This window comes from Cognatilysobacter terrigena (genome assembly GCF_004361065.1).
GTDB classification, from domain to species: Bacteria; Pseudomonadota; Gammaproteobacteria; order Xanthomonadales; family Xanthomonadaceae; genus Cognatilysobacter; species Cognatilysobacter terrigena.
The window spans coordinates 57,683-83,282 of record NZ_SELT01000002.1; the positions used below are offsets into that span (position 1 = coordinate 57,683).

The 25,600-nt window shown below is 68.2% G+C and carries 30 protein-coding genes; 15 read left to right on the plus strand and 15 right to left on the minus strand.

The features are described 5' to 3' along the window. Positions 1-54 precede the first annotated feature (54 nt). On the plus strand, positions 55-744 hold the full coding sequence (locus EVS83_RS02010) for a response regulator transcription factor (RefSeq protein WP_133499075.1): 690 nt from the start codon (positions 55-57) through the stop codon (positions 742-744). After that, positions 741-1,889, plus strand: coding sequence for a sensor histidine kinase (locus EVS83_RS02015; RefSeq protein ID WP_133499077.1), 1,149 nt, complete (start codon positions 741-743; stop codon positions 1,887-1,889). The genes EVS83_RS02010 and EVS83_RS02015 overlap by 4 nt, the downstream gene beginning before the upstream one ends. Before the next feature lie 64 nt (positions 1,890-1,953). On the opposite strand, the gene EVS83_RS02020 is transcribed toward EVS83_RS02015, so the two are convergent. Continuing rightward, positions 1,954-2,229 (minus strand): hypothetical protein, encoded by a 276-nt coding sequence (locus EVS83_RS02020; protein ID WP_133499079.1) that lies wholly within the window; start codon positions 2,227-2,229, stop codon positions 1,954-1,956. Positions 2,230-2,538: 309 nt separating this feature from the next. On the opposite strand from EVS83_RS02020, the gene EVS83_RS02025 reads away from it, so the two are divergent. From EVS83_RS02025 to EVS83_RS02050, 6 genes are all read left to right on the plus strand, one after another. Continuing rightward, positions 2,539-2,832 carry a hypothetical protein gene (locus EVS83_RS02025; RefSeq protein WP_133499081.1) on the plus strand — a complete coding sequence of 98 codons (294 nt, stop codon included), beginning with the start codon at positions 2,539-2,541 and terminating at the stop codon, positions 2,830-2,832. A gap of 120 nt (positions 2,833-2,952) precedes the next feature. Next, the gene (locus EVS83_RS02030; protein WP_133499083.1) at positions 2,953-4,152 is read left to right on the plus strand and encodes an MFS transporter; all 1,200 of its coding nucleotides are present in this window, start codon (positions 2,953-2,955) and stop codon (positions 4,150-4,152) included. Positions 4,153-4,216: 64 nt separating this feature from the next. Further along, positions 4,217-4,855, plus strand: coding sequence for a dihydrofolate reductase family protein (locus tag EVS83_RS02035; RefSeq protein WP_133499085.1), 639 nt, complete (start codon positions 4,217-4,219; stop codon positions 4,853-4,855). A 177-nt stretch (positions 4,856-5,032) separates the two neighbouring features. Then, positions 5,033-5,323 (plus strand): hypothetical protein, encoded by a 291-nt coding sequence (locus EVS83_RS02040; protein ID WP_133499087.1) that lies wholly within the window; start codon positions 5,033-5,035, stop codon positions 5,321-5,323. 180 nt (positions 5,324-5,503) lie between these two features. After that, on the plus strand, positions 5,504-6,169 hold the full coding sequence (locus EVS83_RS02045; RefSeq protein ID WP_133499089.1) for a DsbA family oxidoreductase: 666 nt from the start codon (positions 5,504-5,506) through the stop codon (positions 6,167-6,169). A gap of 75 nt (positions 6,170-6,244) precedes the next feature. Beyond that, positions 6,245-6,796: a YaeQ family protein gene (locus tag EVS83_RS02050; RefSeq protein ID WP_133499091.1), complete on the plus strand. Its 552-nt coding sequence runs from the start codon at positions 6,245-6,247 to the stop codon at positions 6,794-6,796. Positions 6,797-6,808: 12 nt separating this feature from the next. On the opposite strand, the gene EVS83_RS02055 is transcribed toward EVS83_RS02050, so the two are convergent. Next, a complete protein-coding gene (locus EVS83_RS02055) occupies positions 6,809-7,366 on the minus strand; it encodes a DUF1579 family protein (RefSeq protein ID WP_166636760.1) in 558 nt (185 codons plus the stop codon). Positions 7,367-7,574: 208 nt separating this feature from the next. Here EVS83_RS02055 and EVS83_RS02060 point away from each other — a divergent pair, with 208 nt between their 5' ends. After that, positions 7,575-8,366 (plus strand): helix-turn-helix domain-containing protein, encoded by a 792-nt coding sequence (locus tag EVS83_RS02060; protein WP_246022742.1) that lies wholly within the window; start codon positions 7,575-7,577, stop codon positions 8,364-8,366. Between the two features lie 28 nt (positions 8,367-8,394). Here EVS83_RS02060 and EVS83_RS02065 read toward each other — a convergent pair whose 3' ends face one another. The 3 genes from EVS83_RS02065 to EVS83_RS02075 form a co-directional block, all read right to left on the minus strand. Then, a complete protein-coding gene (locus tag EVS83_RS02065) occupies positions 8,395-9,663 on the minus strand; it encodes an amino acid permease (RefSeq protein WP_246022743.1) in 1,269 nt (422 codons plus the stop codon). Further along, positions 9,660-10,736: an aromatic ring-hydroxylating oxygenase subunit alpha gene (locus EVS83_RS02070; protein WP_133499097.1), complete on the minus strand. Its 1,077-nt coding sequence runs from the start codon at positions 10,734-10,736 to the stop codon at positions 9,660-9,662. Before EVS83_RS02070 ends, EVS83_RS02065 begins: the two co-directional genes overlap by 4 nt. A 151-nt stretch (positions 10,737-10,887) precedes the next feature. After that, positions 10,888-11,685 carry a M48 family metallopeptidase gene (locus EVS83_RS02075; protein ID WP_133499099.1) on the minus strand — a complete coding sequence of 266 codons (798 nt, stop codon included), beginning with the start codon at positions 11,683-11,685 and terminating at the stop codon, positions 10,888-10,890. A gap of 242 nt (positions 11,686-11,927) precedes the next feature. Between EVS83_RS02075 and EVS83_RS02080 the strand changes: the two genes are divergently transcribed. From EVS83_RS02080 to EVS83_RS02095, 4 genes are all read left to right on the plus strand, one after another. Further along, a complete protein-coding gene (locus EVS83_RS02080; RefSeq protein WP_133499101.1) occupies positions 11,928-12,539 on the plus strand; it encodes a TetR/AcrR family transcriptional regulator in 612 nt (203 codons plus the stop codon). 18 nt (positions 12,540-12,557) lie between these two features. Beyond that, the gene (locus EVS83_RS02085) at positions 12,558-13,478 is read left to right on the plus strand and encodes an alpha/beta hydrolase (protein WP_246022744.1); all 921 of its coding nucleotides are present in this window, start codon (positions 12,558-12,560) and stop codon (positions 13,476-13,478) included. Positions 13,479-13,618: 140 nt separating this feature from the next. Next, the gene (locus EVS83_RS02090; protein ID WP_166636778.1) at positions 13,619-14,371 is read left to right on the plus strand and encodes a HipA family kinase; all 753 of its coding nucleotides are present in this window, start codon (positions 13,619-13,621) and stop codon (positions 14,369-14,371) included. Then, positions 14,358-14,747, plus strand: coding sequence for a DUF3037 domain-containing protein (locus EVS83_RS02095; protein ID WP_133499105.1), 390 nt, complete (start codon positions 14,358-14,360; stop codon positions 14,745-14,747). Before EVS83_RS02090 ends, EVS83_RS02095 begins: the two co-directional genes overlap by 14 nt. Positions 14,748-14,804: 57 nt before the next feature. Here the strand turns inward: EVS83_RS02095 and EVS83_RS02100 are convergent, their stop codons facing one another. The 4 genes from EVS83_RS02100 to EVS83_RS02115 form a co-directional block, all read right to left on the minus strand. Next, positions 14,805-15,362 (minus strand): hypothetical protein, encoded by a 558-nt coding sequence (locus EVS83_RS02100; protein ID WP_133499107.1) that lies wholly within the window; start codon positions 15,360-15,362, stop codon positions 14,805-14,807. 78 nt (positions 15,363-15,440) lie between these two features. Next, entirely contained in the window at positions 15,441-15,761 is a 321-nt protein-coding gene (locus EVS83_RS02105; RefSeq protein ID WP_133499109.1) for an excalibur calcium-binding domain-containing protein, read from the minus strand. 91 nt (positions 15,762-15,852) lie between these two features. Further along, a complete protein-coding gene (locus EVS83_RS02110) occupies positions 15,853-17,112 on the minus strand; it encodes an amidohydrolase family protein (RefSeq protein ID WP_166636761.1) in 1,260 nt (419 codons plus the stop codon). A 112-nt stretch (positions 17,113-17,224) separates the two neighbouring features. Further along, the gene (locus EVS83_RS02115) at positions 17,225-18,157 is read right to left on the minus strand and encodes a DUF72 domain-containing protein (protein ID WP_133499113.1); all 933 of its coding nucleotides are present in this window, start codon (positions 18,155-18,157) and stop codon (positions 17,225-17,227) included. 249 nt (positions 18,158-18,406) lie between these two features. Between EVS83_RS02115 and EVS83_RS02120 the strand changes: the two genes are divergently transcribed. After that, a complete protein-coding gene (locus tag EVS83_RS02120) occupies positions 18,407-18,616 on the plus strand; it encodes a hypothetical protein (protein ID WP_133499115.1) in 210 nt (69 codons plus the stop codon). A gap of 110 nt (positions 18,617-18,726) precedes the next feature. Here EVS83_RS02120 and EVS83_RS02125 read toward each other — a convergent pair whose 3' ends face one another. Then, complete coding sequence (locus EVS83_RS02125) at positions 18,727-19,320, minus strand: acyl carrier protein phosphodiesterase (protein ID WP_133499117.1); 594 nt, start codon at positions 19,318-19,320, stop codon at positions 18,727-18,729. A gap of 98 nt (positions 19,321-19,418) precedes the next feature. Then, positions 19,419-20,102, minus strand: coding sequence for a YbhB/YbcL family Raf kinase inhibitor-like protein (locus EVS83_RS02130; RefSeq protein ID WP_133499119.1), 684 nt, complete (start codon positions 20,100-20,102; stop codon positions 19,419-19,421). Positions 20,103-20,261: 159 nt separating this feature from the next. Between EVS83_RS02130 and EVS83_RS02135 the strand changes: the two genes are divergently transcribed. Next, positions 20,262-20,615: a J domain-containing protein gene (locus EVS83_RS02135; protein ID WP_166636762.1), complete on the plus strand. Its 354-nt coding sequence runs from the start codon at positions 20,262-20,264 to the stop codon at positions 20,613-20,615. A gap of 16 nt (positions 20,616-20,631) precedes the next feature. On the opposite strand, the gene prpF is transcribed toward EVS83_RS02135, so the two are convergent. Genes prpF through acnD form a run of 4 tightly spaced genes read right to left on the minus strand, consistent with a single transcriptional unit; the run spans position 20,632 to position 25,531 of the window. Then, positions 20,632-21,825: a 2-methylaconitate cis-trans isomerase PrpF gene (gene prpF / locus EVS83_RS02140; RefSeq protein WP_133499123.1), complete on the minus strand. Its 1,194-nt coding sequence runs from the start codon at positions 21,823-21,825 to the stop codon at positions 20,632-20,634. Between the two features lie 34 nt (positions 21,826-21,859). After that, on the minus strand, positions 21,860-22,315 hold the full coding sequence (locus EVS83_RS02145; RefSeq protein WP_133499125.1) for an SRPBCC family protein: 456 nt from the start codon (positions 22,313-22,315) through the stop codon (positions 21,860-21,862). 24 nt (positions 22,316-22,339) lie between these two features. Beyond that, on the minus strand, positions 22,340-22,882 hold the full coding sequence (locus EVS83_RS02150) for a 2'-5' RNA ligase family protein (protein WP_133499127.1): 543 nt from the start codon (positions 22,880-22,882) through the stop codon (positions 22,340-22,342). 33 nt (positions 22,883-22,915) lie between these two features. Continuing rightward, positions 22,916-25,531, minus strand: a complete 2,616-nt coding sequence (gene acnD, locus EVS83_RS02155) for a Fe/S-dependent 2-methylisocitrate dehydratase AcnD (protein WP_133499129.1) — start codon at positions 25,529-25,531, stop codon at positions 22,916-22,918. Between the last annotated feature and the right edge of the window lie 69 nt (positions 25,532-25,600).

The following is a 25,600-nucleotide window of genomic DNA, read 5'->3' on the forward strand; positions in this document are numbered from 1 at the left end:
GCCAAACTCAGGCGAGTGTTAAGCGGCAGCGCGCCGTCGTGGCAGGCTATGCGCATGTCGTCGCGCGTCGCCGTATCGGGCCTGCGTGTCCTGCTGGTCGAAGACCAGCGCGACATCGCCGCCAACATCTGGGATTTCCTCGAGCGCCGGGGCTACGAGCTGGACCATTGTCCAGACGGCGCCACCGGCCTCGCGCGTGCGCGTCGGGGCGGCTTCGACGTCATCGTGCTCGACCTGGGGTTGCCGCGTCTGGACGGGCTCGACCTCTGCCGACAACTGCGCGCCGCAGGTGACGCCGTGCCCGTGCTCATGCTGACCGCGCGCGACACGCTGGACGACAAGTTGCGCGGCTTCGCCGAGGGCGCCGACGACTACATGGTCAAGCCGTTCGCGATGCACGAGCTGGAAGCGCGCATCCGCGCGCTGCATCGTGGGTTCAGCCCATCGGCATCGCGCAGCGACGACGCCGAGCTTCGCTACGACGCCGCCACGATGACGGCGATCCGCGGCGGTCGGTCGATTCCGGTTTCGCGTACGCAGAGCCGTTTGCTGACTGTCCTGCTTCGCCAGGCCCCCGCGATCGTGAGTCATGCAGAACTGCTGCGCGCCGGCTGGCCCGAAGGTGACGCCGATCTGCCCGCGCTGCATCAACAGATGTACGAATTGCGCAATCTCGTCGACCGGCCCTTCGACCGCGCACTGATTGCGTCGATCCGCGGCGTCGGCTACAGGATCGTTGCATGACGCGCCCGCCTGCCACGCTGCGCAGACGCGTCGCCCTCGCATTCGCGGCGCTCGGATTGGTGCTGTGCGGACTCTTCGTCGGCGCGGTGCTCGTGATCACCGAGGACTACGAAGCGGTGCTGGCGCGCGCCATCCTGAAAGGGCAGGCCGACGACTACGTGCTTCGTGCCGCGAGCGGATTGCCTGCGGCCCTTCCGCGCACGCAGCGCCTGGCCGGTTACCGCGACGATGCGCCGGAACGGCTCGCGTCGCTGGCGCCGGGCACGTACGAGGACGTCCGGTATGACGGGCAGTACGTCGGGGTCTTCGACAGCCGGGCCGGTCGTCTGTATTTCGTCGTCGACCTCGCGGATATCGAGCATCTCGAAACGCGCCTGGACGCCTGGATGGCCGCGTTCGTGATTCTCGGCGTGGCGCTCTCGGCGGGCCTGGGCTGGTGGCTTGCGGGTTACGCATTGCATCCACTGCGACGGCTCGCCGACGCGGTCGAGCGTCTCGATATCCTGCCTGCGCGCACGCGTCTCGCCGAAGGTCTGCCTGCCGACGAAGTCGGTCGCCTGGCGACGGCCATCGACGACTACCAGTCGCGGCTCATCGACAGCGAAGCCCGGCAACAGGCGTTCTTCGCGGACGCGAGCCACGAACTGCGAACGCCGATCGCGGTGGTGCGGGGCGTCACCGAAGTGGTGCTCGACGATCCGCCCGACGACATCCGGCACACACGTCGCCTGGAGCGGCTCGATCGTGGCGTTCGTGAGCTGAGTGACCTCACCGAAGCACTCCTGGCCGTCGCCCGGAAGCGACCGCTTCAGATCGCGGACGCCGACCTACTCGCCATCGCTCGGCAGACACTGGGCGAGATGCACGCGACGGGTTGGACAGTCGACGCGGGCAATGCCGCGGTGCACGTCGCGATCGCCGAGGAGTTCCCGATCCTGCTGCGCATGCTGGTGCGCCGAATCGTCAGCGTCGAGCCGGCGGGCATCGCGGAGGTGAGCGAAGGCGGCCTGCGGTTTACGCCTGCAGCGGATACATGGGACGCAACCGTAGTGCTGTCATCGCTGGTGCACCGGCTCGCCGAGCGCGTTGGTTGCCGAGTGGTCGTGGAACCGTCCGCAATCCGGCTGGAGCTTGGTGCGAAGTGATGGGCCGTTGCGCTGATCGGGCCGCCGGCGCATCGTTGCCGTGCTGAGTCCGACAGCCGCTCGCTCAGCGCCGCGGTCCCGGCATACGGTCCGCCGATGCGCTGTCGGTGTTCGGTTTGACGGGCGCATCCTCGATTTCCGACGCGGCCTTGATGAGCCTCTGCAGTTGACCCGCCCGATTGACGACGACCGGGTCGAGATCCCAGCCCGCCTCCTGAGCGGCGCGGACGAGCTCCTGCGCGGCCTCGGCCATTTCGCCGGCGACGTGCGAGGCGTGCTGCAGGAGAAGCCGGCGGCGCCGGGCCGGATTCGTGATGCCGCGAAAATGGTGTTCATCCATGGCGGAAGTGCGCTGAAGACGACGTGGCCATGATCCCGTGATGCAGCAGCCGCGACCACGTGCATCCGACACTCTGACTTTCGGCACCCGACCCGTTCCACCGACATGCCGATTCCCTGGCGGGGGAGCAGCTCGATGGCGACACGGCGCGACTGTTGAGGTTTCACGCCCCTGCCCGCAGTCCGCGGGAAACTCCGTTGCGGCAACATGCGTACGAAGTCGTCAAATCAGCACTGCGCGACGTAGCCGAACGCGCTTCGGTCCCGGACAATCGCGTCTTCGACATTCTTTTGCACGAGGAAGACCGCGATGCACGCATTCAAGCTCTCCATGACGGCCGGGGCCGCGTGCAGCGCCGCGCCTCCCGGCGCGACGATCAGCGGGATGTGCCTGGTCAACGACGATGATGCGTCGCTCGCACGCGATGCCGCGCTGCTCGCGCTGAACAGCTTGGGTTTCGAGTCATGCACGTTTCTCGACGTCGCCAAGCTACCGGCGTCGCCCGATCTGTCCCGCTACAACGATGCGATGCGGCAGGCGTACGAGGACGCGCGTCGAGAGGGCGTGGCCGTGATGCTCTACGGGCCCGACGCCGCCGGCTGACACGCGTTTCGCGTGCACCCGCCGCGGCCCAGCCCCCACCTGGAACATGTCGCCCGCGCAAGGCTGTGCGCATGGGCAATGCGCGACAGCGCAAGCAATGGTTGATTCACAACACGCCCCATGGCCGACTCGACAATCCGCACCACGCCCGCCCTCGCGCCACGCACCGTAACGCTCATCCTCGTCGCGCTCGCGTTGGGCGGGTTCGCCATCGGAACCAGCGAATTCGTGGTGATGGGGCTCATCAGCGAGATCGCGCGCAGCCTGCACGTCGACGAGCCGCACGTCGGGCATGTGGTGAGCGCCTACGCGCTCGGTGTCGTCGTCGGCGCGCCGACGCTCGCGATCCTCGGGACGCGCCTGTCGCGGCGTCGCATGCTGCTCGGGCTGATGGGCTTCTATGCGGTCGGCAATCTCGCGAGCGCGCTCGCGCCGGGTTACGCGACGTTGATGCTCGCGCGCTTCGTCGCCGGGCTTCCGCACGGTGCGTACTTCGGTATCGCCACGCTGGTGGCGGCCAGCATCACGCCGCCCGATCAACGCGGAAAGGCGGTGGGCCGGGTGATGCTGGGGCTCGCGGTTTCGCTGCTCGTCGGCAATCCCTTGGCGACGTGGCTGGGTCAGGTCGCGGGTTGGCGCTGGGCGTTCGTCCTCGTCGCGGCGATCGCGGTCGCGACGGTGCTGATGGTGTGGCGTGCGCTGCCGCGCGGCGTGCAGACGCCGGGCGCCGACGCCGCGCGCGAACTGCGCGACTTCAACCGCGCCCCGGTGTGGTTCGCACTCGCGATCGGCGCGATCGGATTCGCCGGTATGTTCTCGGTGTTCGCGTACCTCTCGCCGACGCTCGTGCACGTCACCGGCGTGGCGTCGTCGTTCATCCCCTACGGCTTAGCGGCATTCGGCATCGGCGGCATCCTCGGCACGGTGCTCGGCGGCTGGCTATTCGATCGCCTGCGCTTCCGTGCGGTGGCCGTGGTGCTCGTGTGGGCGACGGCCGTTCTCGCGCTGTATCCATTCGCCGCGCAGTCGCCGTGGACGGTGCTGCCCGCCGTGCTCTGCGTCGGCACCATGGGTGCGCTTGCGACCATCCTGCAGGCGCACCTCATGGATGTCGCGGCCGATGCGCAGACGCTCGCCGCGGCGTCGCACCATTCGGCGTTCAACATGGCGAACGCGCTCGGCCCGTGGCTGGGCGGCATGGCGATCACCGCCGGCTACGGCTGGACGTCAACGGGTTATGTCGGCGCGGCAATGGCGATCGCGGGCCTGCTCATCTATGCCGCTGCCGTTCCGAGCGCGCGTCGCGCAACAATGCGCTAACAGCGGGGTGCAGCGTCACGCCGTGCTCGGGTCAGGTTGACAGCCGGCATTGGAGAGAAATCGGATGAGCAAGGTCTTCGTCAACATCGGGTTGAGCCTGGACGGTTACATGGCGCCCGAGGGCATGACCATGGAGCACTGGACGACGCCCCAGTACTGCAACTGGGGTGCGAAGTGGGGCGCGCTGATGGGCTGGCTCATCCGGACGCAGTACTTCCGCGAGAACCTCGGCTTCGGGCCGGGCGGCGAGACCGGTGCCGTCAACGACATGGCGCGCCACACGATGGAGCGCACCGGCGCGAACATCATGGGCAAGCGCATGTTCGAACAGGGCGAGGCGTCGTGGCCCGAGAACGCGCCGTTCCACACGCCGGTCTACGTGCTGACGCATGAAAAGCGCGAGCCGTGGGTGCGGCCGGGCGGCACCACCTTCCACTTCGTCAACGGCGGGCCGGAGGTTGCGCTCGAACTGGCGCGAGCCGCGGCCAGCGACCGCGATGTGCGCATTTCGGGCGGCGCGGATGTGGTGCAGCAGTACTTGAACATGGGCGTCGTCGACGAACTCGAGATCGCGCTCGCGCCGGTCGTGTTCGGTAGCGGGCGGCGGCTCTTCGAACACCTTGCCGAACCCGCGCCGCGCTTCCGTGTCGACCGTGTGCTCGAAGGATCGTCAGCCACACACATACGCTACGTGCGTGCCTAGGCCGCTCGAACGCGTCATGTGAACGCGCCGGCATGACGATGTGGTGGAGATGTGATCGCACGTCGCGCGCACTGCATGAGCGCACGTCGGCATCGATCACGTGAAGAGCGCCGTTCCGCGAAGAGACAGGGACGATGCGTTACTCCTGCTTGCATCACCACCGAAGCAGGAGGTCGCATGTCCACCGACGCCAAGACGCCGTTCGATCATGTGAACGACACCGTGACGCAGCTCAAGGAGATGCGTCACTACTCCAAGGGCAACGTCGAGCGCCTGACGACGCAGTGGTTGCTGTTCGATGGCGACCTCAAGAAGCTCAAGCAGGCGGATCGCATCGAGGATCTGATGGTCCGGGCCGCCGAACTGCACGAGGCGATCGAAGCGGAGATTGCGGTACTCGAGGACTTGGCGGTTACGTTGCAGCCGGCGGCCGAGGACGCCAGCGGCGCGACCGGTACGCTGCACTGATCGATATCCATGTTCGACACGAGGCCCCGGAAACGGGGCCTCGTTGTTTGGCGGAGTTGCTGCGGAGCCCGCCTGCCCGTTGCCGCATCGATCGTCGTTCGCCCCGACAGCCGGCGCCTCATCCAGGCCCGACGCGATCCGTGGTCTGATTGCAGACCCCGCAAGCAGCCGACAACCGTCATGGCGACGCCGACTCCCGTTCCGATCCGTATCGACTTCGTGTCCGACGTCGTCTGCCCGTGGTGTGCGATCGGTCTGATGGCGTTGGAGCAGGCGATCGCGCGGGTCGGGGACGACATCGCGGTCGAAATGCACGTGCAGCCGTTCGAACTGAACCCCGACATGGCGCCCGCGGGCGAAGCGATCGACGAGCATCTCGGCCGCAAGTACGGTCTCTCGCCCGCGCAGCTCGAGCAGAACCGCGAACGGCTGCGCGAGCGCGGCGCGCAGGTCGGATTCGATTTCGCCATGGGCGCACGCACGCGCACCTACAACACGTTCGATGCGCATCGCCTGCTGCACTGGGCGGCGGAGGAGGGCAGGCAGCTTCCGCTGAAACACGCATTGCTGCGCGCCTACTTCACCGACGGCGAGGACGTCAGCGACCACGCGACGCTGGTGCCGCTCGCCGCGAGCGTCGGGCTCCCGGCGGAGCGGGCGAGCGAAATCCTCGCGTCCGACGCGTTCGTCGACGAAGTGCGTGCGGACGAGCAGACCTTCCTGCGCGCCGGCATCAATTCGGTTCCGGCGATCATCCTCGACCGCGAATACCTGATTTCCGGCGGTCAACCGGTCGAAGTATTCGAGCAGGCGTTGCGCCAGGTCGCAGGACAGCGACGCGGCTGACGTTCGAGCGCGCCCCGGCCCGTACGGCGGATCGGACGGCCGCCTAGAATGGCCGCCCTTTTCAAGCTGACCGCCATGGCCCCGAAAGCTACCGTCGTCAAGGTCGAGCTGCAGGTCAGCGACATGGACCGGCACTACTACGCCTCGCATGCGCTCACGCTCGCGCAGCATCCGTCCGAGACGGATCTGCGTCTGCTGGTGCGGCTCATCGCATTCGCGCTGTTCGCGGACGAGCGCCTCGAATTCGGTCGCGGCCTCAGCGACGAGGACGAGCCGGCGTTGTGGCGTCGCGACTACACCGATGCGATCGAGCAGTGGATCGAACTCGGCCAGCCGGACGAATCGCGCCTGCGCAAGGCGGCGGGTCGTTCGCGTGAGGTGATCGTCGTCGGCTACGGCGGCAACGCGGCGGAGATGTGGTGGACGCGCAATGCGGCGACGCTCGCGCGCCTGTCGAATCTCACCGTGCTCGACCTCGATACCGCCGAGCTCGAGGACGCGTTGCCGCTGCTGACGCGCGGCGCGCGCCTGACCGCGATGATCCAGGACGGCGAGCTGCAGCTCATGGACGCCGAACGCAGCGTGAGCCTGCATCCCCGCGTGCGCCAGACCGGCACGCCGCGGTAGACGCAGCGTTCGTCAGCGTCGCGAATAGGCGAGCTCCACGACCAGTGATTCGGACCCGCCGCGCGTTTCGAAATAGCGCACGACGAAGTGGTCGGCGTCGACGCGATGCAGTTCCTCGCGGGTCGGAACGGTTTGGCCGTCGTCGAACGTGGTGTCGCCGCTGAAGCGATACGTGGCATCGGCCGCGTCGTAACGGCCGCGCATCGTCAGGACGTTGGTGAGGTTGAGGTCGATCCACGTGGTGAAGTAGGCGTTCGTGCGCGGGTCGTAGGCGACCGTGCCCAAGGCCTGGAACGGTGGGCGCGAGCCGACGCGCAGGTCCTGCTGCAGGTGGCGGCCGCCGAACATCGTGAACACCGCAGTGCCGACATCGATCTGCGGCGGTTTGCCGCTTTCCAGCGACAGCCACTGCCGGACGGTCCACAGTCCGACAAACTCGGCGAGGCGGCGGTGGCCGTCGTCGGCAGCGACGTTCGGGGGTGATGCGTCTGCGACCGCTTCGCCCGCTGCGCGGACCGGAGCGACTGTCGCGAGAAGGACGGCGAGTAGCGCGGCGTACGGAGTCTTCATCGGTTGGGCCGTTGGTGCGATGCCCGCCATGCTGGTTCCCCCGTCCGTTCGCAGCGCGCACGATCGGCCGGTGGCGAGCACGAACGGATGACTTTCGGGACTACTTTGCGCAGGCCGGGCGGTCAACCCTGCCGTCATGACCGATCCCGGCCGACCCGCGTGTTATCCGGCTGTGCCTGCCGAGGCTCGTACGCCCGGCGCTTCGACGTTGCCGTCGCTCGACGTGCTCGCCTCCCCGGTGCCGATGGGGCGCTTCGACTCGCCCGTCGACCATCGGCACGTGCTGTGCCTGCACTTGGGCGCGCCGGTGCCGGTGACGTATCGCGCCGGGCGGGTCGAACGCTGCGGCACGCGCCTGCACGGCCAGTTCTGCGTGGTGCCCGCGGGCTCCAGCACGCGGTGGACGCTGTCGTCGCCGGCCACGTCACTGTTGCTGCGGCTCGCGCCGTCCGTGATGCAGGAGGCGGCGGAGTCACATGGCGTGGCATCGGGCGAACCGCTGCCGGCCATCCATATCCGCGACGCGCAGATCGAGCGGATCGGCTGGCTGATGCAGGCCGAAGCGGACGCCGGGTATCCGGCCAGGCGTCTGTTCGCGGACGGACTCGCGTGGTCGCTTGCGGCGCGTCTGCTCGCGCTGCAGTCGCGCGCGTCGACGGAAGCCAAGCGTGCACTTCCCGAATGGCGACTGCGGCGTGTCATCGAATACATCGACGCGCATCTCGACCAGGACCTCGCGCTGGACGAACTTGCGGGCGTCGCCGGTTTCGCCGTCTCGCACTTCAAGCCGCTGTTCAAGAACGCGACGGGCATGACGCCGCATCGCTTCGTCATGCAGCGTCGCGTCGAACATGCGCAGGCGCAGTTGCGCGACGGTCGTGCCCGCATCACCGAGGTCGCACACGCGACAGGTTTCGCGCATGCGAGCCACATGGCGCGGTGCATGCGTCAGGTTCTCGGCGTGACGCCTGCGCAGGTCGTGGCGTCGAGGCGTTCCTAGTACGCGTCCATACACAGCATCGCCGCCGCTATCCGCGCGCTGCGAATCTCCGCCATGTATACAGCGGCATACCGCACAGAATCAGGACGGCGCCCCAGGCGAGTGCTTCGCGGCCGGTACCGACCAGCGCATACAGCGCGTAAATCAGCGCCAACGCAGCGACGACTCGACCCGCGCACCCCCGCTGGCGTAGCCACGCGGCGCTGCTCACCACGTACGGCACCAGCGTCGCCGCGGTGGACAGCAGGATCGAGAACGTGAACAGCTGCACCAGCGAGTGGCTGTAGTTCGACATCACCAGCACGCTGGCGAGTGCCGAGCCGACGATCACGCCGCCCACCGGCGTTCCGCGCGCATCGCATCGCGCGAACAATGACGGAAACATGCCGTCCCGTGCGGCGGCCAGCGACACCTGCCCGCAGACCAGCACCCAGCCGTTCAATGCGCCGAAGCAGGACACCGCCATCACCGCCGCGAGCGCAATTCCCGCGGTTGGACCCCACAGCAGGCGTGCGGCGTCGGCCATGGGTGCGGATGACGTGGCGAGTTGTGCACCCGGCAGCAGCGCAACGACCGCTGTGCACGCGAGCACCGTGGCGATGCCGGCGAGCAGCGTTCCGATGAGCGTCGCGCGCGGCACCGTGCGTTCCGCGTCGTCGACGGCGCCCGCAGGCACGGTCGCGGCTTCCAGGCCCAGCAGCGCCCACAGTGTGAGGGCGACGGTCGATTGCATGACGGACGCCATCGAGCCGCCGCTGGGATTGAACGTCAGCGTCGATGGGTCGACGGCCCAGATCGCGACGAGCCCGAACAGCAGCAGCGGAACGAGCTTGAGCGCGGTGGTGACCACCTGCATGCGGCCGGCCTCGCGCACACCGGCGAGGTTGACGAGCGTGCAGGCCCACAGCGCGAAGAGGGCGCAGGCGGCGCCACGCGCGGGCGTCGCAGTGGCCGCAGGCATCAATGCGCCGACGCTGCCGGCGAACGCGACCGCGATTGCGGCATTCGCGCACCAGACCGACACCCAGTAGCTCCACGCGACGGTGAAACCGGCGAAGTCGCCGAACGCATTGCGCGCGTAGACGTACGGCCCGCCGCTCTGCGGCCACAGCGCCGACAGCCGCGCGAACGTCGACGCCAGCAGCAACGCGCCGCACAACGTCACGGCCCAACCCGCGAGGCTCGCGAGCCCGAACGGTGCGAGCGACGATGGCAACAGGAACGCGCCCGAGCCGATCATGCTGCCGACGACCAGCGCGGTCGCTGACCACAGGCCCAGCGGGCGCGCCGCACTCACGCGCGCGACCGGTAGGCGGCGCGCAGCAGTTCGTGGAAGTGGTGCACCGCGTTCTCGCGCAGCGGATTCAATCGGCCCGGCTCGTACGAGCCCGACGCCAGCCCGCGCTGCACGTCTTCGCAGATGGTGAGGTCTTCGAGCTGCACTTCGTCGCTGAAGGCCAGGTCGGCTTCGCGACGCGAACGCGCCTGCTCGCTCTCGTCGACCGTGTAATAGAAATCGAACTCGACGCGACAGCGATCCACACCGCGCGGCACGACGCGATTCGTCTGCAGTCGCCCCGGCAGGATGTTGAGCATCGTGTTCGGCCACATCCAGTAGTACAGCGCGTCGCCGTCGCCATACAGCGCGTCGCCGCTCTCCAGCGGGCTCCACTGGTACGAATACCACTCGGCGGTCTCGGTGATGTAGCTGCGATAGTCGAGCAACCGGTTCAGGCCCGGGTGGATGTGCGGAACGTGGTAGCCCTCGAGGTAGTTGTCGACGTAGACCTTCCAGTTGCAGGCGACGTCGTAGCCGACGCGACGATGGTGCCCGTAGCGTTCGAGTCCACGTGTCGGCCCGAGGCGCGCATCGATGCCGGCGACGAACGCGTCGAAGTCGGGTGCGTGCGCTTCGTCGACCGCCGCGAACACGAGGCCCTGCCAGACGCGCACCGCGAGTTGCGGCAAGCGCACGTCGCCGACGTTGAAATCCTCCGCACTGCCCATTTCCGGCGCCGAGCGCAGCACGCCGTCGAGTCCGTACGTCCATCCGTGATAGCGGCAGCGCAGCGACTTCGCGGCGAGTCCGTCGCAGGTGGCGATCGGCCCCGCGCGATGGCGGCAGACGTTGTGGAACACGCGGATGTCGCCATCCGCGCCGCGCACCGCGATCACCGGCAGGCCGGCGAAATCGGCGACCACGTGATCGCCCGCGTCGCGCAACTGGCAGACGTGGGCGAGGAGCTGCCAGGAGCGGTCGAAAATCAGCGCGCGATCGCGCGCGGGCATGTCGGCGTCGACATAGAACCGCGCCGGCAGCGCGGTGGCGTGGCTCAGCGATTGCGGGTCGAGCAGGGCGATCGGCGTCATGCGCCGAGTATGGCCCCGGCACTAGCGGCTGGCATGCGTCAGCGCAGCATGGCGGTCAAGGTAGAAAACGTATCGCGACGGTGTGGCGGTGTCGCTCGACGCGCCGGCGCGTCACCCGGCGGCTGTCGGCATTCGCAGGCGCGCGACCGCCTCAGAAGCACTTCGGATTTCGACCCGCGCGACGCGCCGACTGCGCAACCGGTTGGAGGCCCGGTGCACGCGCGGCCAGGTCGCGCAGCCGGTTCGCGGGGTTGGGATGCGTCGACAGGAACTGCGGCGGGCGGCTCTGCGATTCGGCGTCCATGTGCTGCCAGAGCGTGACGGCTTTGGCCGGGTCGAAGCCCGCCTGCGCCATGTAGCGCTGCCCGAGCTGGTCGGCCTCGGCCTCCTGCGTCCGCGAGTTCGGCAGCAGCAGGAACAGTTGCGCGCCGCCGCCCGCGGCGTTGACCAGGCCGCGCGTGGTCTGCGCCGACGCGTGCCGGCTCGCGACCGCGCCCAGCAGCTGCACACCGGTCTGCGCAAGCAGCTGGCGCGACACGCGCTCGTTCGTATGGCGCGCGACGATATGGCCCATCTCGTGACCGAGCACCGCAGCGAGTTCGTCCTGCGTCTTGGCGATGCGGAACATTCCGGTGTTCACGCCGACCTTGGCGCCCGGCAGCGCGAACGCGTTCGGCGTGTCGTCGACGAAGACGCGGGCTTCCCACGCCTGCGTGGAATACGGCGCGGGCAATACGGCACGCAGCGAATTGACGACGCAGTTGACGGCCGCCTGTTGGCGCGCGTCGGTCGACATCTTCTGCGTCGCCTTCATCTTGGCGAACTCCTCCTGGCCCATCTGCGCGAGCTGATCGTCCGAGATCAGGTGCAGCGGCTGGCGCGCGTCGCTGATGGTGGGAAGGCAGGCGATGGCCAGGGTGAGCGCGGTCGCAGCGAAGGCGTATTTCATGGGCAGGTCCGGCGATGTGTCGCGCCGATCCTTGAAGCGCGGCCATGAATGGCGCGCGAAGCGGCGGGAGGACGGTTCATGTACCGGCGAACCCAGGTCGCGAGCTCGGGCAGATCCGAATTTCGACGGGCGCTTCCGGGTTGTGGGCAGTCCGACGCGGCCGTGCCGGAGCGATCGACGCCGCAGACAGCACGTTCCAAACCTGCGATCACAAATAGCACGACCGTGCTAATCTCCGCGCCATGTCCGCCGTCCGCACCGCCACCAAGGGCGCCGCCACCCGGGAGCTGATCCTGGATCGCGCTTACGGCATCGCCTGCCGCGAGGGCCTAGAAGGCCTGTCGATCGGCGGCCTGGCGGGCGAGGTCGGCATGTCCAAGAGCGGCGTCTTCGCGCACTTCGGCTCCCGCGAGGACCTGCAGCTGGCGGTGCTCGACAACGCCGGCCGCCGTTTCGTCGAACACGTGATGGTGCCGGCGCTCGCCGCACCGCGCGGCATCGCGCGCCTGCGCGCACTGATGGATCGCTGGTTCGACTGGGCGCGCCATCGCGACGACGGCGGCTGCATCTTCCTCGCCGCCGCGAACGAATACGACGACCGCCCCGGCCCGTTGCGCGATCGCGTCATCGCGCAGATGGAGCGCTGGCGCAGCGAACTGGCGCGCGCCGCCACGCTCGCGATCCAGACGGGCGAACTCGCGCCCGGCACGGACGTCGAGCAACTCGCCTTCGAGCTCTATGCGCTCGCGCTCGTCGTCCATCACGACGCCGGCCTGCGCGGCTACGAGGTCGCCTACGAGCGCGGCATGCGCGCGTTCGACCGGCTCGTCGACGCCAATTCCCCCACCGACTGATCGCCTGAGGACTGCTGCATGGACACGCGCTCGCCCCGGATTAGCACGACCGTTCGAAACAACCTGATGCGGGCGTCGATCCGCTTGTATTTCGCGACGGCGCGACGGATCGCGCCGCGCGCGGCGGTGCGTCGCGCGGCCGCGTTGTTCTGCACGCCGCACCCCGGCGGTCATGCGCCGACACCGGTGGCCGACGACGCGGAGCGCTTCGACATCCACGCCTGCGGGCATCGACTCGTCGGCTATCGATGGGGCGACCCGGCGACGCAGCCGTACGTGCTGTTCTCACACGGTTGGGCGAGCAGCGGCGCGCGCATTGCGGCGTGGGTGCCGGCATTGCGCGACGCCGGCTTCGCCGTCATCGCGTTCGACCAGATCGCGCACGGCGCGAGCCCCGGTCGTCGCACGACGCTGCCGGAATTCGCCGACGTGCTCGTGAGCGTCGGTGATCGCTTCGGCCCGGCATACGCGGTGATCGGGCATTCGCTCGGCGGCGCGGCAGCGATGCTCGCACTCGCCCGCGGTCTGAAGGCGGGGCGCGCGATTCTCGTCGCGCCGGCGGCAGATCCCGTTGCGGCGGCGCATCGGTTCGCGCGCGCGGTCGGGCTCGGGCGCGCGCTGTGCGAACGCATGATGTCGGGCTTCCACGCGCGCCTGGGCATCACGTTCGACGAACAGCGCGCCGAACGCACCGCACCGTCGATCAGCCGCCCCGCGTTGATCGTGCATGACGTCGCCGATCCGGTCGTGCCCTGGGACGAAGGCGAGCGCTACGCACGCTATTGGCCGCGCGCACGACTGCTGAGCACCCAAGGCCTCGGCCATAGCCGCGTGCTCAGCGACCCGGACGTCATCGATGCCGGCATGCGCTTCCTGCGCGGCGAAGCCGTCGGCCAGCGCGTGGTGTCCACACACGAGTTGCCGATGGGCGTGGCGTGATGCATCCAGCACCCGAGGCACACGCGACGGTCTGATCGTTCGACACGTCCCGTCGCGCGAAGGGCTCGCCTGCGTCGCATGGCCCCCCGTACCCCGTTCTCCGCGATACTGCCCACGCCCCGCCACGACGCCGGACGATGCTGCGCCACATCACTGCGACCCGTTACGTCACGCCGCTGCGCGAAGGCGGCTCGATGCCCGCGATCGTCGAAGGCGACGACTTCGGCCTCTACGTGCTCAAGTTCCGCGGCGCGGGGCAGGGTGCGCGCGCGCTCGTCGCCGAGCTGATCGCCGGCCGCATCGCGCAGGCGCTCGGATTGCCGGTGCCCGAGCTGGTGTTCGCCGATCTCGATCCCGAACTCGCGCGCACCGAGCCCGACTCGGAAATCCAGCATCTGATCCGCGAGAGCGCGGGCCTCAATCTCGCGCTCGACTACCTGCCGGGCGCGGCGAACTTCGATCCGGTCGCCGGTTTGCCCGACGCCGATCTCGCCTCCCGCATCGTCTGGTTCGACAGTTTCGTCAGCAATGTCGATCGCACCGCGCGCAATCCCAACCTGATGGTTTGGCACCGCGCGCTGTGGATGATCGATCACGGCGCGGCGCTGTATTTCCACCACGGCTGGGACACGCAGGAGCCGGATCCCGCGAGCGCATTCCCGATGGTGCGCGAGCACGTGCTGCTGCCCGCCGCTTCGCGCATCGCCGAGGCCGACGCCACCCTCGCGCCGCAACTCGATCGCGACCTGTTCGAACGCGTGCTCGCCGATGTGCCCGATGCGTGGCTCGGCGATGACCCGGACGCCGTGCGCACGCGCTACGTCGATTACCTCACCGCGCGGCTCGAACGGCGCGCGGCGTTCGTCGAGGAGGCACGTCGTGCACACGGCTGATCTCTACGACTACGCGATCCTGCGCGCCGTGCCGCGCGTCGAGCGCGAGGAATTCATCAACGTCGGCGTGCTGCTGTCGTGCCCGACGCGGCGTCTGCTGCTCGCGCGTGTCGGCGTCGACGCGGCGCGCCTGCGTGCGCTGGATCCCAGCGTCGACGTCGAACTCGTCGAACGTCAGCTGCAGGCGATCGTCGCGATCTGCGAAGGCCGCCCCGGCAGCGGTCCGATCGGCGAACTGCCGATCCGCGCCCGCTTCCATTGGCTGACGGCGAAACGCAGCGCGCTCATCCAGCCTTCGCCCGTGCACACCGGGCGATGCGGCGATCCGCTGCACACCCTCGACCGTTTGTTCGACCGGATGGTGCGGACCGGCTGATCAGCGGCGCGGCGTCGGGCCACTGCCTGCCCGACGCGATCACATCGACCTGCGCGTTCAGGGCGTCGCGCACTTCCCCAGCGTCGCCATGTGCTTGCGGCTGCCGACCGTGTCGGACTGCATGATCTTCTTCTCGCCCTTGGCGTCCATGAGCATTACCTGGAAGCCGTTCGGAAACTTCTCGACCAGGTCCTTGATCGGCATCGGGACGACGTACGCGGGCACCATGCCTTTCGCCACGACCGCGACACCCTGATAGCCGCCGAACTGCGCGTCTTCCTTGTCGCGCATCGCCAGGACGACCGGAATCTGCGTGCCCGCCGCCCCCGGAATCGTGCCGTCGATCACCTGGAAGTGCATGCCGGTGGTCTCGGGATGGGCCGGATCGACCTGCAGCGCGAGCGGATCGTTGAAGCTGTACATGCGGCACACCCCCTTGTCCTGCGACAGAAGCCAGCCGTTGTCCTCTTCGCCCATGTTGGCCTGCGGCAGGCCATCGGAGCTGGTCATCATCTCGATCATCGCGCCGCGTTCGTCGTCGTCTTCCTGCGCGAACGACACGGCAGGCAGCACGAGTGCGACGGCGAGCGCCGTCATGATCAGCGGGTCACGCATGGGAAACCTCCGGTAGGCGTAACGGTTCGAAAGGTGGGTCTGAAGCGTGAATCGGTAGGCGGATTCGACGGAGGGCGCTCATTCGCAGCCGATGCCGTCACCGTCGCGATCCAGGTGCGAGGCATAGCCGGGATCACCACGCCGCACGGGCGCTGCGCCGGCCGCGCGCGCCGTCCGACAGTTGGGGTAGTAAACGCTTCCGCGCTCAGCGCGCGACGGAGCCAGACGCGCAGGCGCAAGGTCGTCCGACCGCGACGCGCGAGCGCCATGGCAGTGATAACCGCCGTGCTTGCGATCGTGGTGGCAGCCGTTGGCGTCGAGTCCGCCGGGATGCGCCATCACCGAACCGGCGAGCAGCGCGCCCGCCATCCCCATCAGCGCCACGCGCGGAATCGTCATCGTCGGACATCCCCCATGTCCTTGCGACGATGCGGACGGTAGCAAACCGGGGCGGCAACGACAGCGATGCGCGCCGTCGTGCCGCGAAACGTCAGTCCCCGGACGTGACGCCGTTCGCACCTGCGCGATGGATGATCCGGCCGGCGCGGACGGTCATCTGGACGCGGTCGAACGCAGTTGCATCAGTCGCGGGATCCCCCTCCAACACGACCAGATCCGCCTCCATGCCCGCCGCGACGCGACCCTTGCGTGACGCCTGCCCGAAGCGCGCGCTCGGCGCGGTCGTCAGGCTCGCAAGGATCGCGCGCCAGTCCAGGCCCGCCGCGGCCATGTGGCGGTACTCGAGCACCGGGTCGTACGCCTCGGTGTAGCCGCAGTCGGTGCCGAACAGCACCTGCCCGCCGGCATCGGCGAAGCTCTTCAACTGCTGCGAGGACGCGGCGAGCATCTTCGCCTTGAGCGCCGCCGGCAGTCGGTCCGCGCCTGCCTCGGTTTCGATCAGCGCCAGCGTCGGAATCAACGCCATGTTCCGCGACACCAACGACTGCGTGAGTTCGTTCGACCACGGGCCGGTGTTCGGCGTGGAATGCGCGAGGATGTCGACGCCGCTGTCCATCGCCACCTGCAGCCCGGCGATGTTGCTCGGATGCGCGAACGCCGGCTTGCCGCGCCGGTGCGCCTGCTCGACGACGGCGGTCGCGATCGGCGTCTTCATCGGCAGCACCCCGATCGCGCCGCCGACGATCGCGCCCGCGAACACCTTGACGCCATCGGCGCCCGCGTCGAGCTGCCGCGCCGCGCGCGCGGCGGCTTCGTCCGCGGTGCTGACCTCGAACGTCGGCACGTGCAGTTGCTCGAGCAGCCCTTTGACGTAGATCGGCGTGCCGCCTTCCGGGAAGAACGGTGCGTCGACGGTGAGGATGTTCGGCCCGATCACCTCGCCACGGTCGATGCGCTTGCGCAGCGCCAGCGCATCGCCGGGCAATGACGCGATGTCGAAGATCGTCGTAAAGCCCCATTGCGTGAAGTTCGACTCGAGCGCCTCGGACAGCGCCGCGGCCGGCTTCGTTGCCGCACCGCGATACGGCTCCGGCAGCAGGTGCACGTGGCTGTTCCAGAAGCCAGCGACGACGGTCCTGCCGTCGACACGCACGACCGTCGTGCCCTTGGGCACGCGCACGTCGCGGCCGACCGCCGTGATCACGCCGTCGCGGATCAGCACCGTGGCGCGCTCGAGCGGGGCGGCGTCGGGCGCCGGGTAGACCTTCGCGCCGACCAGCGCGAGGGTATCGGCATGCGCGACGCTCGATGCGGCGAGTGCGGTCAACAGAACCGGAACGAATGGGCGCATGTCGCCTCCACGGGATCGAGGCGTCGAGCTTAGCGCCGCGCACCGGGCACACCACCTGCCATTCGGCGGTGCCACCACAGGCGCGTCACGAGCCATCCGCGTCGACGAACCCCTACGCCTCGCGCGACTCTGCTCCGAACGCCTCGGCCCCCAGGATCGCCATCAGCGACCGCCCGTTGCGCTGGCCCTGGTCGCCGTTGTTGTTGTTGAACACGACGTGCAGTTCGGCGACGCGTTGCGCGAGCTCGCGGATCGGCGTCGCGACCTCCCGCAATTCATCGTCCGAATAGTCGTAGTCGAACCGATCGCTGGCGACGGTCGCGCCCTTGATGTCCCACGTCTCGTGGTTGCGGCCGTGCATGCGGACGATCGCCAGTTGCGGCGATGCCACGCCCCACACCTGCGGGATCGATTTCGCGCCCACCTGCGGTTCGTCGACGACCACGTGCGCGACGCCGAGATCGCGCTCCATCGCGAGCGTCACGTCGTCGTGGCGTCCGTCGTACCACGTGCGGTTGCGGAACTCGTACGCGAGCAGGTAGTCCGGAAGCCGGCCGACGCATTCCTCGAGGTGCCGCTTCCAGTCGGGCGACGGCGTGACCCAGGGTGCGAACTGGAAGTGCAGGGCGGTGAGCTTGCCGGCGTCGCGCAGCGGGCGCACCGCGCGTTCGAAGCGCGCCCACATCTCGTCGCGCAGGCTGTCGGGCAGGTCCTTGTAGTAGACGTTGCGCTTCGTCTCGAACAGTGGGGCAAGTTCGGCGGCGATATCGGGCGGCAACGCCTTCGCCGGCGTCTGGTGGCCGGTGAATAGGCGGAAGGCCTTGAGGTTGAAGGTGAAGTCGTCCGGCGTTCGTTCGGCCCAGAGCTGCGCGTTGCGTTCGCTCGGCATCGCGTAATAGCTCGAGTCGACTTCCACCATCGGGAAGCGACTCGCGTAGAAGCGCAGCCGCTCCTCGGCCGAGCTGCAGCCGCGCGGATAGAACGCCTTCGATTGGATCAGCGTGGGATCGGTCCAGCTCGCAGTGCCGACACGGATGAGACTCATGCGGCGAGGTTAACGCGAACGTGCGCATCGATCGTGTGCAACGGGCGCGGCCGTGAACGCGATGCGATACGCCGTCTAGAAGGCCGCAAATGCACTGAATTCGGCGTCAGCTACATGGCGGCCTGCTGAATACGACCGCCGCCTAACGCAACGCTAATGTCGAGGTCACCTGCTTGGACGGGCCGCTTGCGTAACCTGATCACCGTCCGCAGTGCGGGCGATGTCGATAGATGTCGATCAGGAGGACGCATGAACCGCAACGATCAGAACACCTCGAATCGCAACAACAACCAGAATCTGGGCAGCAGTGATTCTTCGCGCCAGGCGTCCGGTAACGACCGTTCGCAGCAGTCGATGCAGGGCTCGTCGCGCCAGGGTTCGCAGCAGGGTCTCGGCAAGAGCGACGTCGGGTCGAGTAGCCGCGGCAGCTCGTCGCGCGGCGACAGCTCCCAGCACTGAGCAAGTGGAGTGAGTGCCCGTAATGGGCAACGGGAAGAGGGTTGAGTAACTTCGAGGGACGGCTTCGGCTGTCCCTCTTTTTTTGCTCGGCGGATGGACGTGGTGGGCGGCTACACGAGCGAAGCACGTTCCTTTACCGTGAACTCCTCGAGGTCGCGGAAGAAGCCGTCGAACATCGCCACAGCCTGCGGCTCGATCGCACGGAAGTCGTGCAACGTCGCGATCAGCCGATCGCCATTGCGCGAAAGGCGCTGCGCCATGCGGCCGAGTGCGCGATCGACCGTCGCGCGGTCGCGATAACCGCCGAGCCAGTCGTCTGCCGCCATGCGCGGCGCGATCGCCTGCAGGCGAGGCGGCAGATCATCGCAGCGCTCGCGAAGGATCCGGTAAGCGCGCGCGGTGAATGCATCGAGCGACACGTCGCTCCATCGCGACCAGTCGCGCGCGAGCAGATGGTCGAAGTAGACGTCGAGCACGATCCCCGCATAACGACGGCGGCCGTCCGCGAATGTCGAGCGCAACGCGACGACGTCAGGATGCGTATCCGTGAAGCGGTCGACACGTCGATGCAGCAGGATCTCGCGGCGTTCGACGTCGCCATAACGTTCCAGCCCGCTCGACCCGAACGCGAAGTCGCCCAGCAGCGCGCCCAGCATGGCCGCGTCGCTCTGCCGCGCGAGGTGCAGGTGGGCGAGCCAGTTCATGGGTGGTGCGATCCGGGCAACGAATGGCTACGTTCGCACGAATGCGCCAACAGATGGCTCCATGCTCGGCTCGTCGGGACGAAGTTCGGGGCTCGACGTCAATGCGTCTTCGGCGCCTGACTCGTCGCCACCAGTTCGCCTTCCGCCAGCACATGGCCGGCCATCGCCGCGACGACATCGTTGCGCGTCGCGCCGAGCGGAAGATCCAGCATGCGGTCGAGTGCGAAGAGCTGGAAGTGGTAGCGGTGCGGCGCGTCGCCCGCGGGCGGACGCGGGCCAAAGTAGCCGGTGCCGTCCCGATCGTTCCGGCCCTGGACCATGCCGCGAACGGCGGTGGGCGACGCGCGCGTCGGCAGGCCTTCCGGCAGTGCGTGCACGTTCGCCGGAATGTTCCAGGCGACCCAGTGCACGAACGGCTGGGCGCTCGGCGCGTCGGGATCCTCGAGCACAAGCACGTAGCTGCGTGCGCCGTCGACGGCACTCCACGCGAGCGCAGGCGAAACGTTGTCGCCGTAGGCCGTGTGGCGTGCGGGAATGGCCGAGCTCGCGCGGATCTGCGGCGACGTGACGGCCATGCGGTTCGTGCCCTTGGCCGTGGTGCGTTGGATCGCGACCGGCTTCGACGGCGCGGCTGCGACGGCTGCGCTGCTGAGCGACGTCGCCACGTGGGTCGCGGGCTGGGGTGCGCCCACCGGCGGCGACGGCTGCCCGCGCGCGGGCCCGACCGCGATCAGCAGGGCGGCGGCGAGCAACGCTGGAAGAAGGATGCGACGCGCATTCATGGCGGTCTCCGCGTACGGGCGTCCCCACGAGCGTGGACCCGTCACCGTCTAGAGCCAGTCACTCCGGGCTGAACCGTCGCCACACTGCCCCCGAGGACAATGCAGCGGCCGTCACGACGGCGCTATAAGACTGGACATCCCCACCGCCGCTTCGCCGTCGTGCCCACGCATTACGCCACGCTCAAAGTCGCCACCGACGCGCCGATCGACGTGATTCGCGCGGCGTATCGCGTGCTCGCCGCGCGACATCATCCGGATCGCTGCGATGGCGACACGGACGCGCTTCGTCAGATGCAATGCGTCAACGAGGCCTGGCGCGTGCTGTCGGACCCGGCGACCCGCGCGCGCTACGACCGCGAGCTTCGTCGTGAGCGCCGGCGTCGTGCGAATGATGGGGTCGACGTCGGCGCGCCACGCGTGACCGCGAGCGTGCGGTCATCCGCACCGATCGCCATCCGCCAGCGCGTCGCGGCGACGTACGCCGAGTTCGCCGGGCTCGGGCGTCGCCACTAGCGAACGCATTACGCGTTCAACTGTCGTATGACGGATCCGCGGGCACCCGAACCGTGCCTTCCATCAGCACGCGCGCACTTCGGCTCATCACGGCCTTGGTGACGATCCATGCGCCGCCCACCTGTGCGACATCCGCGCCGACACGCAACGTGCCCGACGGATGCCCGAAGCGCACGACATCGCGTTTGCCGCCACCGGCTGCTTCGTTCACCAGCGTGCCCGGGACCGCAGCGGCGGTGGCGATCGCCACGGACGCCGTGCCCATCATCGCGTGATGCAACTTGCCCATCGACATCGCGCGCGCGAGCACGTCGATGTCGGATGCGCGGACCGTCTTGCCGCTCGACGCGACGTAATCCCTAGGCGGTGCGACCCACGCGACCTTTGGCGTGTGCTGTCGCTTCGACGCCTCGTCCATGCTCGCGATCAGGCCCATGTGCACGGCGCCCGCCGCGCGGATCAGCTCGAGCTTGTCGAGTAGCGCCCGGTTGTCGTTGATCGCCGGCTGCAGTTCGGTGCCGTCGAAATCGAGGTCCGCCGCGCGCAGGAAGATGGTCGGGATGCCGGCGGTGATCATCGTCACCTGGAACTCGCCGACGCCGGGAACGTGCAGCGTGTCGACGAGGTTTCCCGTCGGGAACATCGCACCGGCATCGCCATCGTCGGACGGGTCGACGAACTCGAGCGGAATCTCGGCGGCGGGAAACGTCACGCCGTCGAGCTCGAAGTCGCCGGTTTCCTGCACCTGCCCGTTCGTGATCGGCACATGCGCGATGATCGTCTTGCCGATGTTCGCCTGCCAGATGCGCACGGTGCAGTGGCCGTTCTCCGGCATGCGCGATGGATCGATGAGCCCGTTCGCAATCGCGAACGGGCCCACCGCCGACGACAGGTTGCCGCAGTTCCCGCTCCAGTCGACGAAGGCTGTATCGATCGATACTTGCCCGTAGAGATAGTCGACGTCGTGATCCGGGACTTCCGACTTGGACAGGATCACGCACTTGCTAGTGCTCGACGTCGCGCCGCCCATGCCATCGGTGTGCTTGCCATACGGGTCGGGCGAGCCGATCACGCGCATCAGCAAGGCATCGCGCGCGGCACCGGGCACGCGCGCCGCGCGCGGCAGGTCATCGAGCTTGAAGAACACGCCCTTGCTGGTGCCACCGCGCATGTAGGTGGCCGGAATACGAAGCTGGGGCGCGTGCGTCATGAGCGGTCTCGTGGAATCGGAATCGAAAGCGGGATCAGGCGTCGGGAATGTTCGGCTCGACGAGGCGCGCGAGCTGCTCGAGCGATTCCTGCCAGCCGAGGTAGCAGAACTCGACCGGAATCGCTGCGGGGATGCCCGACTGCACGATCGACACGTCGGTGCCGCACATCACGGGCTTGAGCTCGACGGTCACCTCGATCGTGCCGGGCAGGTTCGGGTCGTCGAAGCGGTCGGTGTAGCGCAGGCGCTGGTCGGGTACGAGTTCGAGGTATTCGCCGCCGAAGGCCTCCACCTTGCCGGTGCCGAAGTTGGTGAACGTCATGCGGAACGTGCCGCCGACGCGCGCGTCCATGTGCTCGACGTTGGCGACGAAGCCGTAAGGCGGCAACCACTTGCACATCGCGGCGGGCTCGAGGAAGGCGCGGTAGACCTTCGACGGCGGCGCGCGCAGGACGCGGTGGAGGCGGACGGTGCCGGTGGTGTCGGTCATGGCAGGCTCCTCATGCGGACGAATTCAGAACGGCAGGGCGAGTTGCGTCGCCCAGCGCGCTTGCGGTGGCGATAGACGTGAAGAGGCAACAATCTCGTAGCGGAACGTTTCGTGATGTGTCGCGACGAGGTGGATCTCATCGATCAGCCAGTCTATTGGCGCGATGGGCGTCGAGTGCAACGCGCGGGGCGCTCGGTAGCTGGCTGTGACATGCGCTGTGGGCATTACGTCTTGAAACACGCCGTGGTTGGCCATGGCGCGGCCGATGGTCCGCACGAGCGCCGCGAATTCGTCGGCGCTACCGCGCCGTCGAAACGCCCAATGCAGCTTAGGGACTTGGCCTGAGCCGACAATGCGACTGAAGGTCAGCGGTACTTCTACGGCGGCGACATCCCGAAGAGCGGCCAGAAAGCGTGCACGGTGATCCGGCGTATCGTCGATGCCGAGTGATAGGCATTGGTGCCAAAAGCGGGGGGCGAACAACGCCCGACCGAGTTCGCGATCCAGTCGCCGTGCCACGAGCGACCCGAGCAGCGCGGAACGCTGCTCCGGGCCGGGAAAGGCCATGACGCGTAGCACGGGCCCGTGTCCAACCACGCGTCACGCCGCGCTCTGCGCGCCCTCCAGGAAATCGTTCGCAAATCGCTGCAGCACGCCGCCGGCTTCGTAAATCGACACCTCTTCCGCCGTATCGAGTCGGCACGTCACCGGCACTTCGATGATGTTGCCGTCCTTGCGATGGATGACCAGCGTCAGCGTCGCGCGCGGGGTGCGCTCGCCGACGACGTCGAACGTCTCCGTGCCATCGATGCCCAGCGTGTTGCGATTCGTGCCGGCCTCGAACTCCAGCGGCAGGACGCCCATGCCGATGAGGTTCGTGCGATGGATACGTTCGAAGCCCTCGGCGACGATCGCTTCGACGCCCGCAAGGCGCACGCCCTTCGCAGCCCAGTCGCGCGACGAACCCTGTCCGTAGTCCGCACCCGCGATGATGATCAGCGGCTGGCGGCGCTCCATGTAGGTCTCGATCGCTTCCCACATGCGCGTGACCGTGCCCTCCGGCTCGATGCGCGCGAGCGAGCCCTGGCGCACGTTGCCGTTCTCGTCGACCACCATCTCGTTGAGCAGCTTGGGATTCGCGAACGTCGCGCGCTGCGCGGTGAGGTGGTCACCGCGATGCGTGGCGTAGGAATTGAAGTCCTCTTCCGGCACGCCCATCTTCGCGAGGTATTCGCCCGCCGCGGAGTCGAGCAGGATCGCGTTCGACGGCGAGAGATGGTCGGTGGTGATGTTGTCGCCGAGCACCGCGAGCGGGCGCATGCCGTGCAGCGTGCGCTCGCCGGCCAGCGCGCCTTCCCAGTACGACGGGCGGCGGATGTAGGTCGACATCGGACGCCAGTCGTAGAGCGGCTTGACGGGGCCGGTGTTGTCGGCGCGCACCGCGAACATCGGGCCGTAGACGCGACGGAACTGCTCCGGCTTCACGTGCTCGCGGACGATCGCATCGATCTCCGCATCACTCGGCCACAGATCCTTCAACGTGACGGCGCGGCCGTTGGCGTCGGTGCCGAGCACGTCCTTCTCGATGTCGAAGCGGATGGTGCCCGCGAGTGCGTACGCCACCACCAGCGGCGGCGAGGCGAGGAAGGCCTGCTTCGCATACGGATGGATGCGGCCGTCGAAGTTGCGGTTGCCGCTCAGCACGGCGACGGCGTACAGATCGCGCTCGATGATTTCCTGCTGGATCTTGGGATCCAGCGCGCCGCTCATGCCGTTGCAGGTGGTGCAGGCGAAACCAACGATGCCGAAGCCGAGCTGCTCGAGATGCGGAAGCAGGCTGGATTCCTGCAGGTACAGCTCGACCGCCTTGGAGCCCGGCGCGAGCGACGACTTCACCCACGGCTTGCGCACGAGACCCAGCTCGTTCGCCTTCTTCGCGAGCAGGCCGGCGGCGATGACGTTGCGCGGGTTCGACGTGTTCGTGCAGCTGGTGATCGCGGCGATGATGACCGCGCCGTCGGGCATCAGGCCGGCCGCTTCCTGCGCGCGCGCGGCGTCGAGGTTCTGCGCGATGCCGCGCTCGGCGAGGTCGCTCGTCGGCAAACGCTTGTGCGGGTTCGACGGGCCGGCCATGTTGCGCGTCACGGTCGAGAGGTCGAACGTAAGCGTGCGCTCGTACTGCGCGTCGGCGAGATCGTCGGCCCACAGGCCCGCGGTCTTCGCATAGGTTTCGACCAGCGACACCTGCTGTTCCTCGCGACCGGTCAGGCGCAGGTAGTCAAGCGTGTTGTCGTCGATGAAGAACATCGCCGCGGTCGCGCCGTATTCGGGCGCCATGTTGGAGATGGTCGCGCGGTCGCCGAGCGTCAGCGCACGCGCGCCCTCACCGCGGAATTCGAGGTAGGCGCCGACGACCTTCGCCTGGCGCAGAAATTCCGTGAGCGCGAGCACGATGTCGGTCGCGGTGATGCCTTCGTGCGGACGACCGGTCAGTTCGACGCCGACGATCTCCGGCAGGCGCATCCACGACGCGCGGCCGAGCATCACGCTCTCGGCCTCCAGGCCGCCGACGCCGACCGCGATCACGCCCAGCGCATCGACATGCGGCGTATGCGAGTCGGTGCCCACGCAGGTATCCGGAAACGCCACGCCGTCCTTGACGTAGATCACCGGCGACATCTTCTCCAGATTGATCTGATGCATGATCCCGTTGCCCGGCGGGATCACGTCGACGTTGCGGAACGCGTGCTTCGTCCACTCGATAAAGTGGAAGCGGTCTTCGTTGCGGCGCTCTTCGATCGCGCGGTTCTTCGCGAACGCATCGGGATCGAAACCGCCGCATTCGACGGCGAGCGAGTGGTCGACGATCAGCTGCGTCGGCACCACCGGATTGATCATCGCGGGATCGCCGCCGCGCTCCGCGATCGCGTCGCGCAGGCCGGCGAGGTCGACCAGTGCGGTCTGGCCGAGGATGTCGTGGCAGACGACGCGCGCGGGGAACCACGGGAAGTCGAGGTCGCGACGGCGTTCGATCAGCTGCTCGAGGTAGGCGCCGATCATCGACGGATCCGCGCGGCGGACGATGTTTTCGGCGTGCACGCGCGAGGTGTAGGGCAGGGTCGCCCAAGCGCCGGGCTTCAGTGCATCGACCGCCTCGCGGGCGTCGAACCAGTGCAGCGGCGTGCCGGGAAGGGGCTTGCGGTGGGCGGTGTTCATCGGGCGCGGAATCCGTGGAGGACGCCGGCGGTGGACGCATCGAGACGTCGCCGCATGGCAGTCGGATCA

What these genes read in the sequence shown, in the direction of transcription:
- EVS83_RS02010 (WP_133499075.1), top strand. Translation starts at nt 55, where the DNA reads ATGTCGTCGCGCGTCGCCGTATCGGGCCTGCGTGTCCTGCTGGTCGAA.
- EVS83_RS02015 (WP_133499077.1), top strand. Translation starts at nt 741, where the DNA reads ATGACGCGCCCGCCTGCCACGCTGCGCAGACGCGTCGCCCTCGCATTC.
- EVS83_RS02020 (WP_133499079.1), bottom strand. Translation starts at nt 2,229, where the DNA reads ATGGATGAACACCATTTTCGCGGCATCACGAATCCGGCCCGGCGCCGC.
- EVS83_RS02025 (WP_133499081.1), top strand. Translation starts at nt 2,539, where the DNA reads ATGCACGCATTCAAGCTCTCCATGACGGCCGGGGCCGCGTGCAGCGCC.
- EVS83_RS02030 (WP_133499083.1), top strand. Translation starts at nt 2,953, where the DNA reads ATGGCCGACTCGACAATCCGCACCACGCCCGCCCTCGCGCCACGCACC.
- EVS83_RS02035 (WP_133499085.1), top strand. Translation starts at nt 4,217, where the DNA reads ATGAGCAAGGTCTTCGTCAACATCGGGTTGAGCCTGGACGGTTACATG.
- EVS83_RS02040 (WP_133499087.1), top strand. Translation starts at nt 5,033, where the DNA reads ATGTCCACCGACGCCAAGACGCCGTTCGATCATGTGAACGACACCGTG.
- EVS83_RS02045 (WP_133499089.1), top strand. Translation starts at nt 5,504, where the DNA reads ATGGCGACGCCGACTCCCGTTCCGATCCGTATCGACTTCGTGTCCGAC.
- EVS83_RS02050 (WP_133499091.1), top strand. Translation starts at nt 6,245, where the DNA reads ATGGCCCCGAAAGCTACCGTCGTCAAGGTCGAGCTGCAGGTCAGCGAC.
- EVS83_RS02055 (WP_166636760.1), bottom strand. Translation starts at nt 7,366, where the DNA reads ATGAAGACTCCGTACGCCGCGCTACTCGCCGTCCTTCTCGCGACAGTC.
- EVS83_RS02070 (WP_133499097.1), bottom strand. Translation starts at nt 10,736, where the DNA reads ATGACGCCGATCGCCCTGCTCGACCCGCAATCGCTGAGCCACGCCACC.
- EVS83_RS02075 (WP_133499099.1), bottom strand. Translation starts at nt 11,685, where the DNA reads ATGAAATACGCCTTCGCTGCGACCGCGCTCACCCTGGCCATCGCCTGC.
- EVS83_RS02080 (WP_133499101.1), top strand. Translation starts at nt 11,928, where the DNA reads ATGTCCGCCGTCCGCACCGCCACCAAGGGCGCCGCCACCCGGGAGCTG.
- EVS83_RS02085 (WP_246022744.1), top strand. Translation starts at nt 12,558, where the DNA reads ATGGACACGCGCTCGCCCCGGATTAGCACGACCGTTCGAAACAACCTG.
- EVS83_RS02100 (WP_133499107.1), bottom strand. Translation starts at nt 15,362, where the DNA reads ATGCGTGACCCGCTGATCATGACGGCGCTCGCCGTCGCACTCGTGCTG.
- EVS83_RS02105 (WP_133499109.1), bottom strand. Translation starts at nt 15,761, where the DNA reads ATGACGATTCCGCGCGTGGCGCTGATGGGGATGGCGGGCGCGCTGCTC.
- EVS83_RS02110 (WP_166636761.1), bottom strand. Translation starts at nt 17,112, where the DNA reads ATGCGCCCATTCGTTCCGGTTCTGTTGACCGCACTCGCCGCATCGAGC.
- EVS83_RS02115 (WP_133499113.1), bottom strand. Translation starts at nt 18,157, where the DNA reads ATGAGTCTCATCCGTGTCGGCACTGCGAGCTGGACCGATCCCACGCTG.
- EVS83_RS02120 (WP_133499115.1), top strand. Translation starts at nt 18,407, where the DNA reads ATGAACCGCAACGATCAGAACACCTCGAATCGCAACAACAACCAGAAT.
- EVS83_RS02125 (WP_133499117.1), bottom strand. Translation starts at nt 19,320, where the DNA reads ATGAACTGGCTCGCCCACCTGCACCTCGCGCGGCAGAGCGACGCGGCC.
- EVS83_RS02130 (WP_133499119.1), bottom strand. Translation starts at nt 20,102, where the DNA reads ATGAATGCGCGTCGCATCCTTCTTCCAGCGTTGCTCGCCGCCGCCCTG.
- prpF (WP_133499123.1), bottom strand. Translation starts at nt 21,825, where the DNA reads ATGACGCACGCGCCCCAGCTTCGTATTCCGGCCACCTACATGCGCGGT.
- EVS83_RS02145 (WP_133499125.1), bottom strand. Translation starts at nt 22,315, where the DNA reads ATGACCGACACCACCGGCACCGTCCGCCTCCACCGCGTCCTGCGCGCG.
- EVS83_RS02150 (WP_133499127.1), bottom strand. Translation starts at nt 22,882, where the DNA reads ATGGCCTTTCCCGGCCCGGAGCAGCGTTCCGCGCTGCTCGGGTCGCTC.
- acnD (WP_133499129.1), bottom strand. Translation starts at nt 25,531, where the DNA reads ATGAACACCGCCCACCGCAAGCCCCTTCCCGGCACGCCGCTGCACTGG.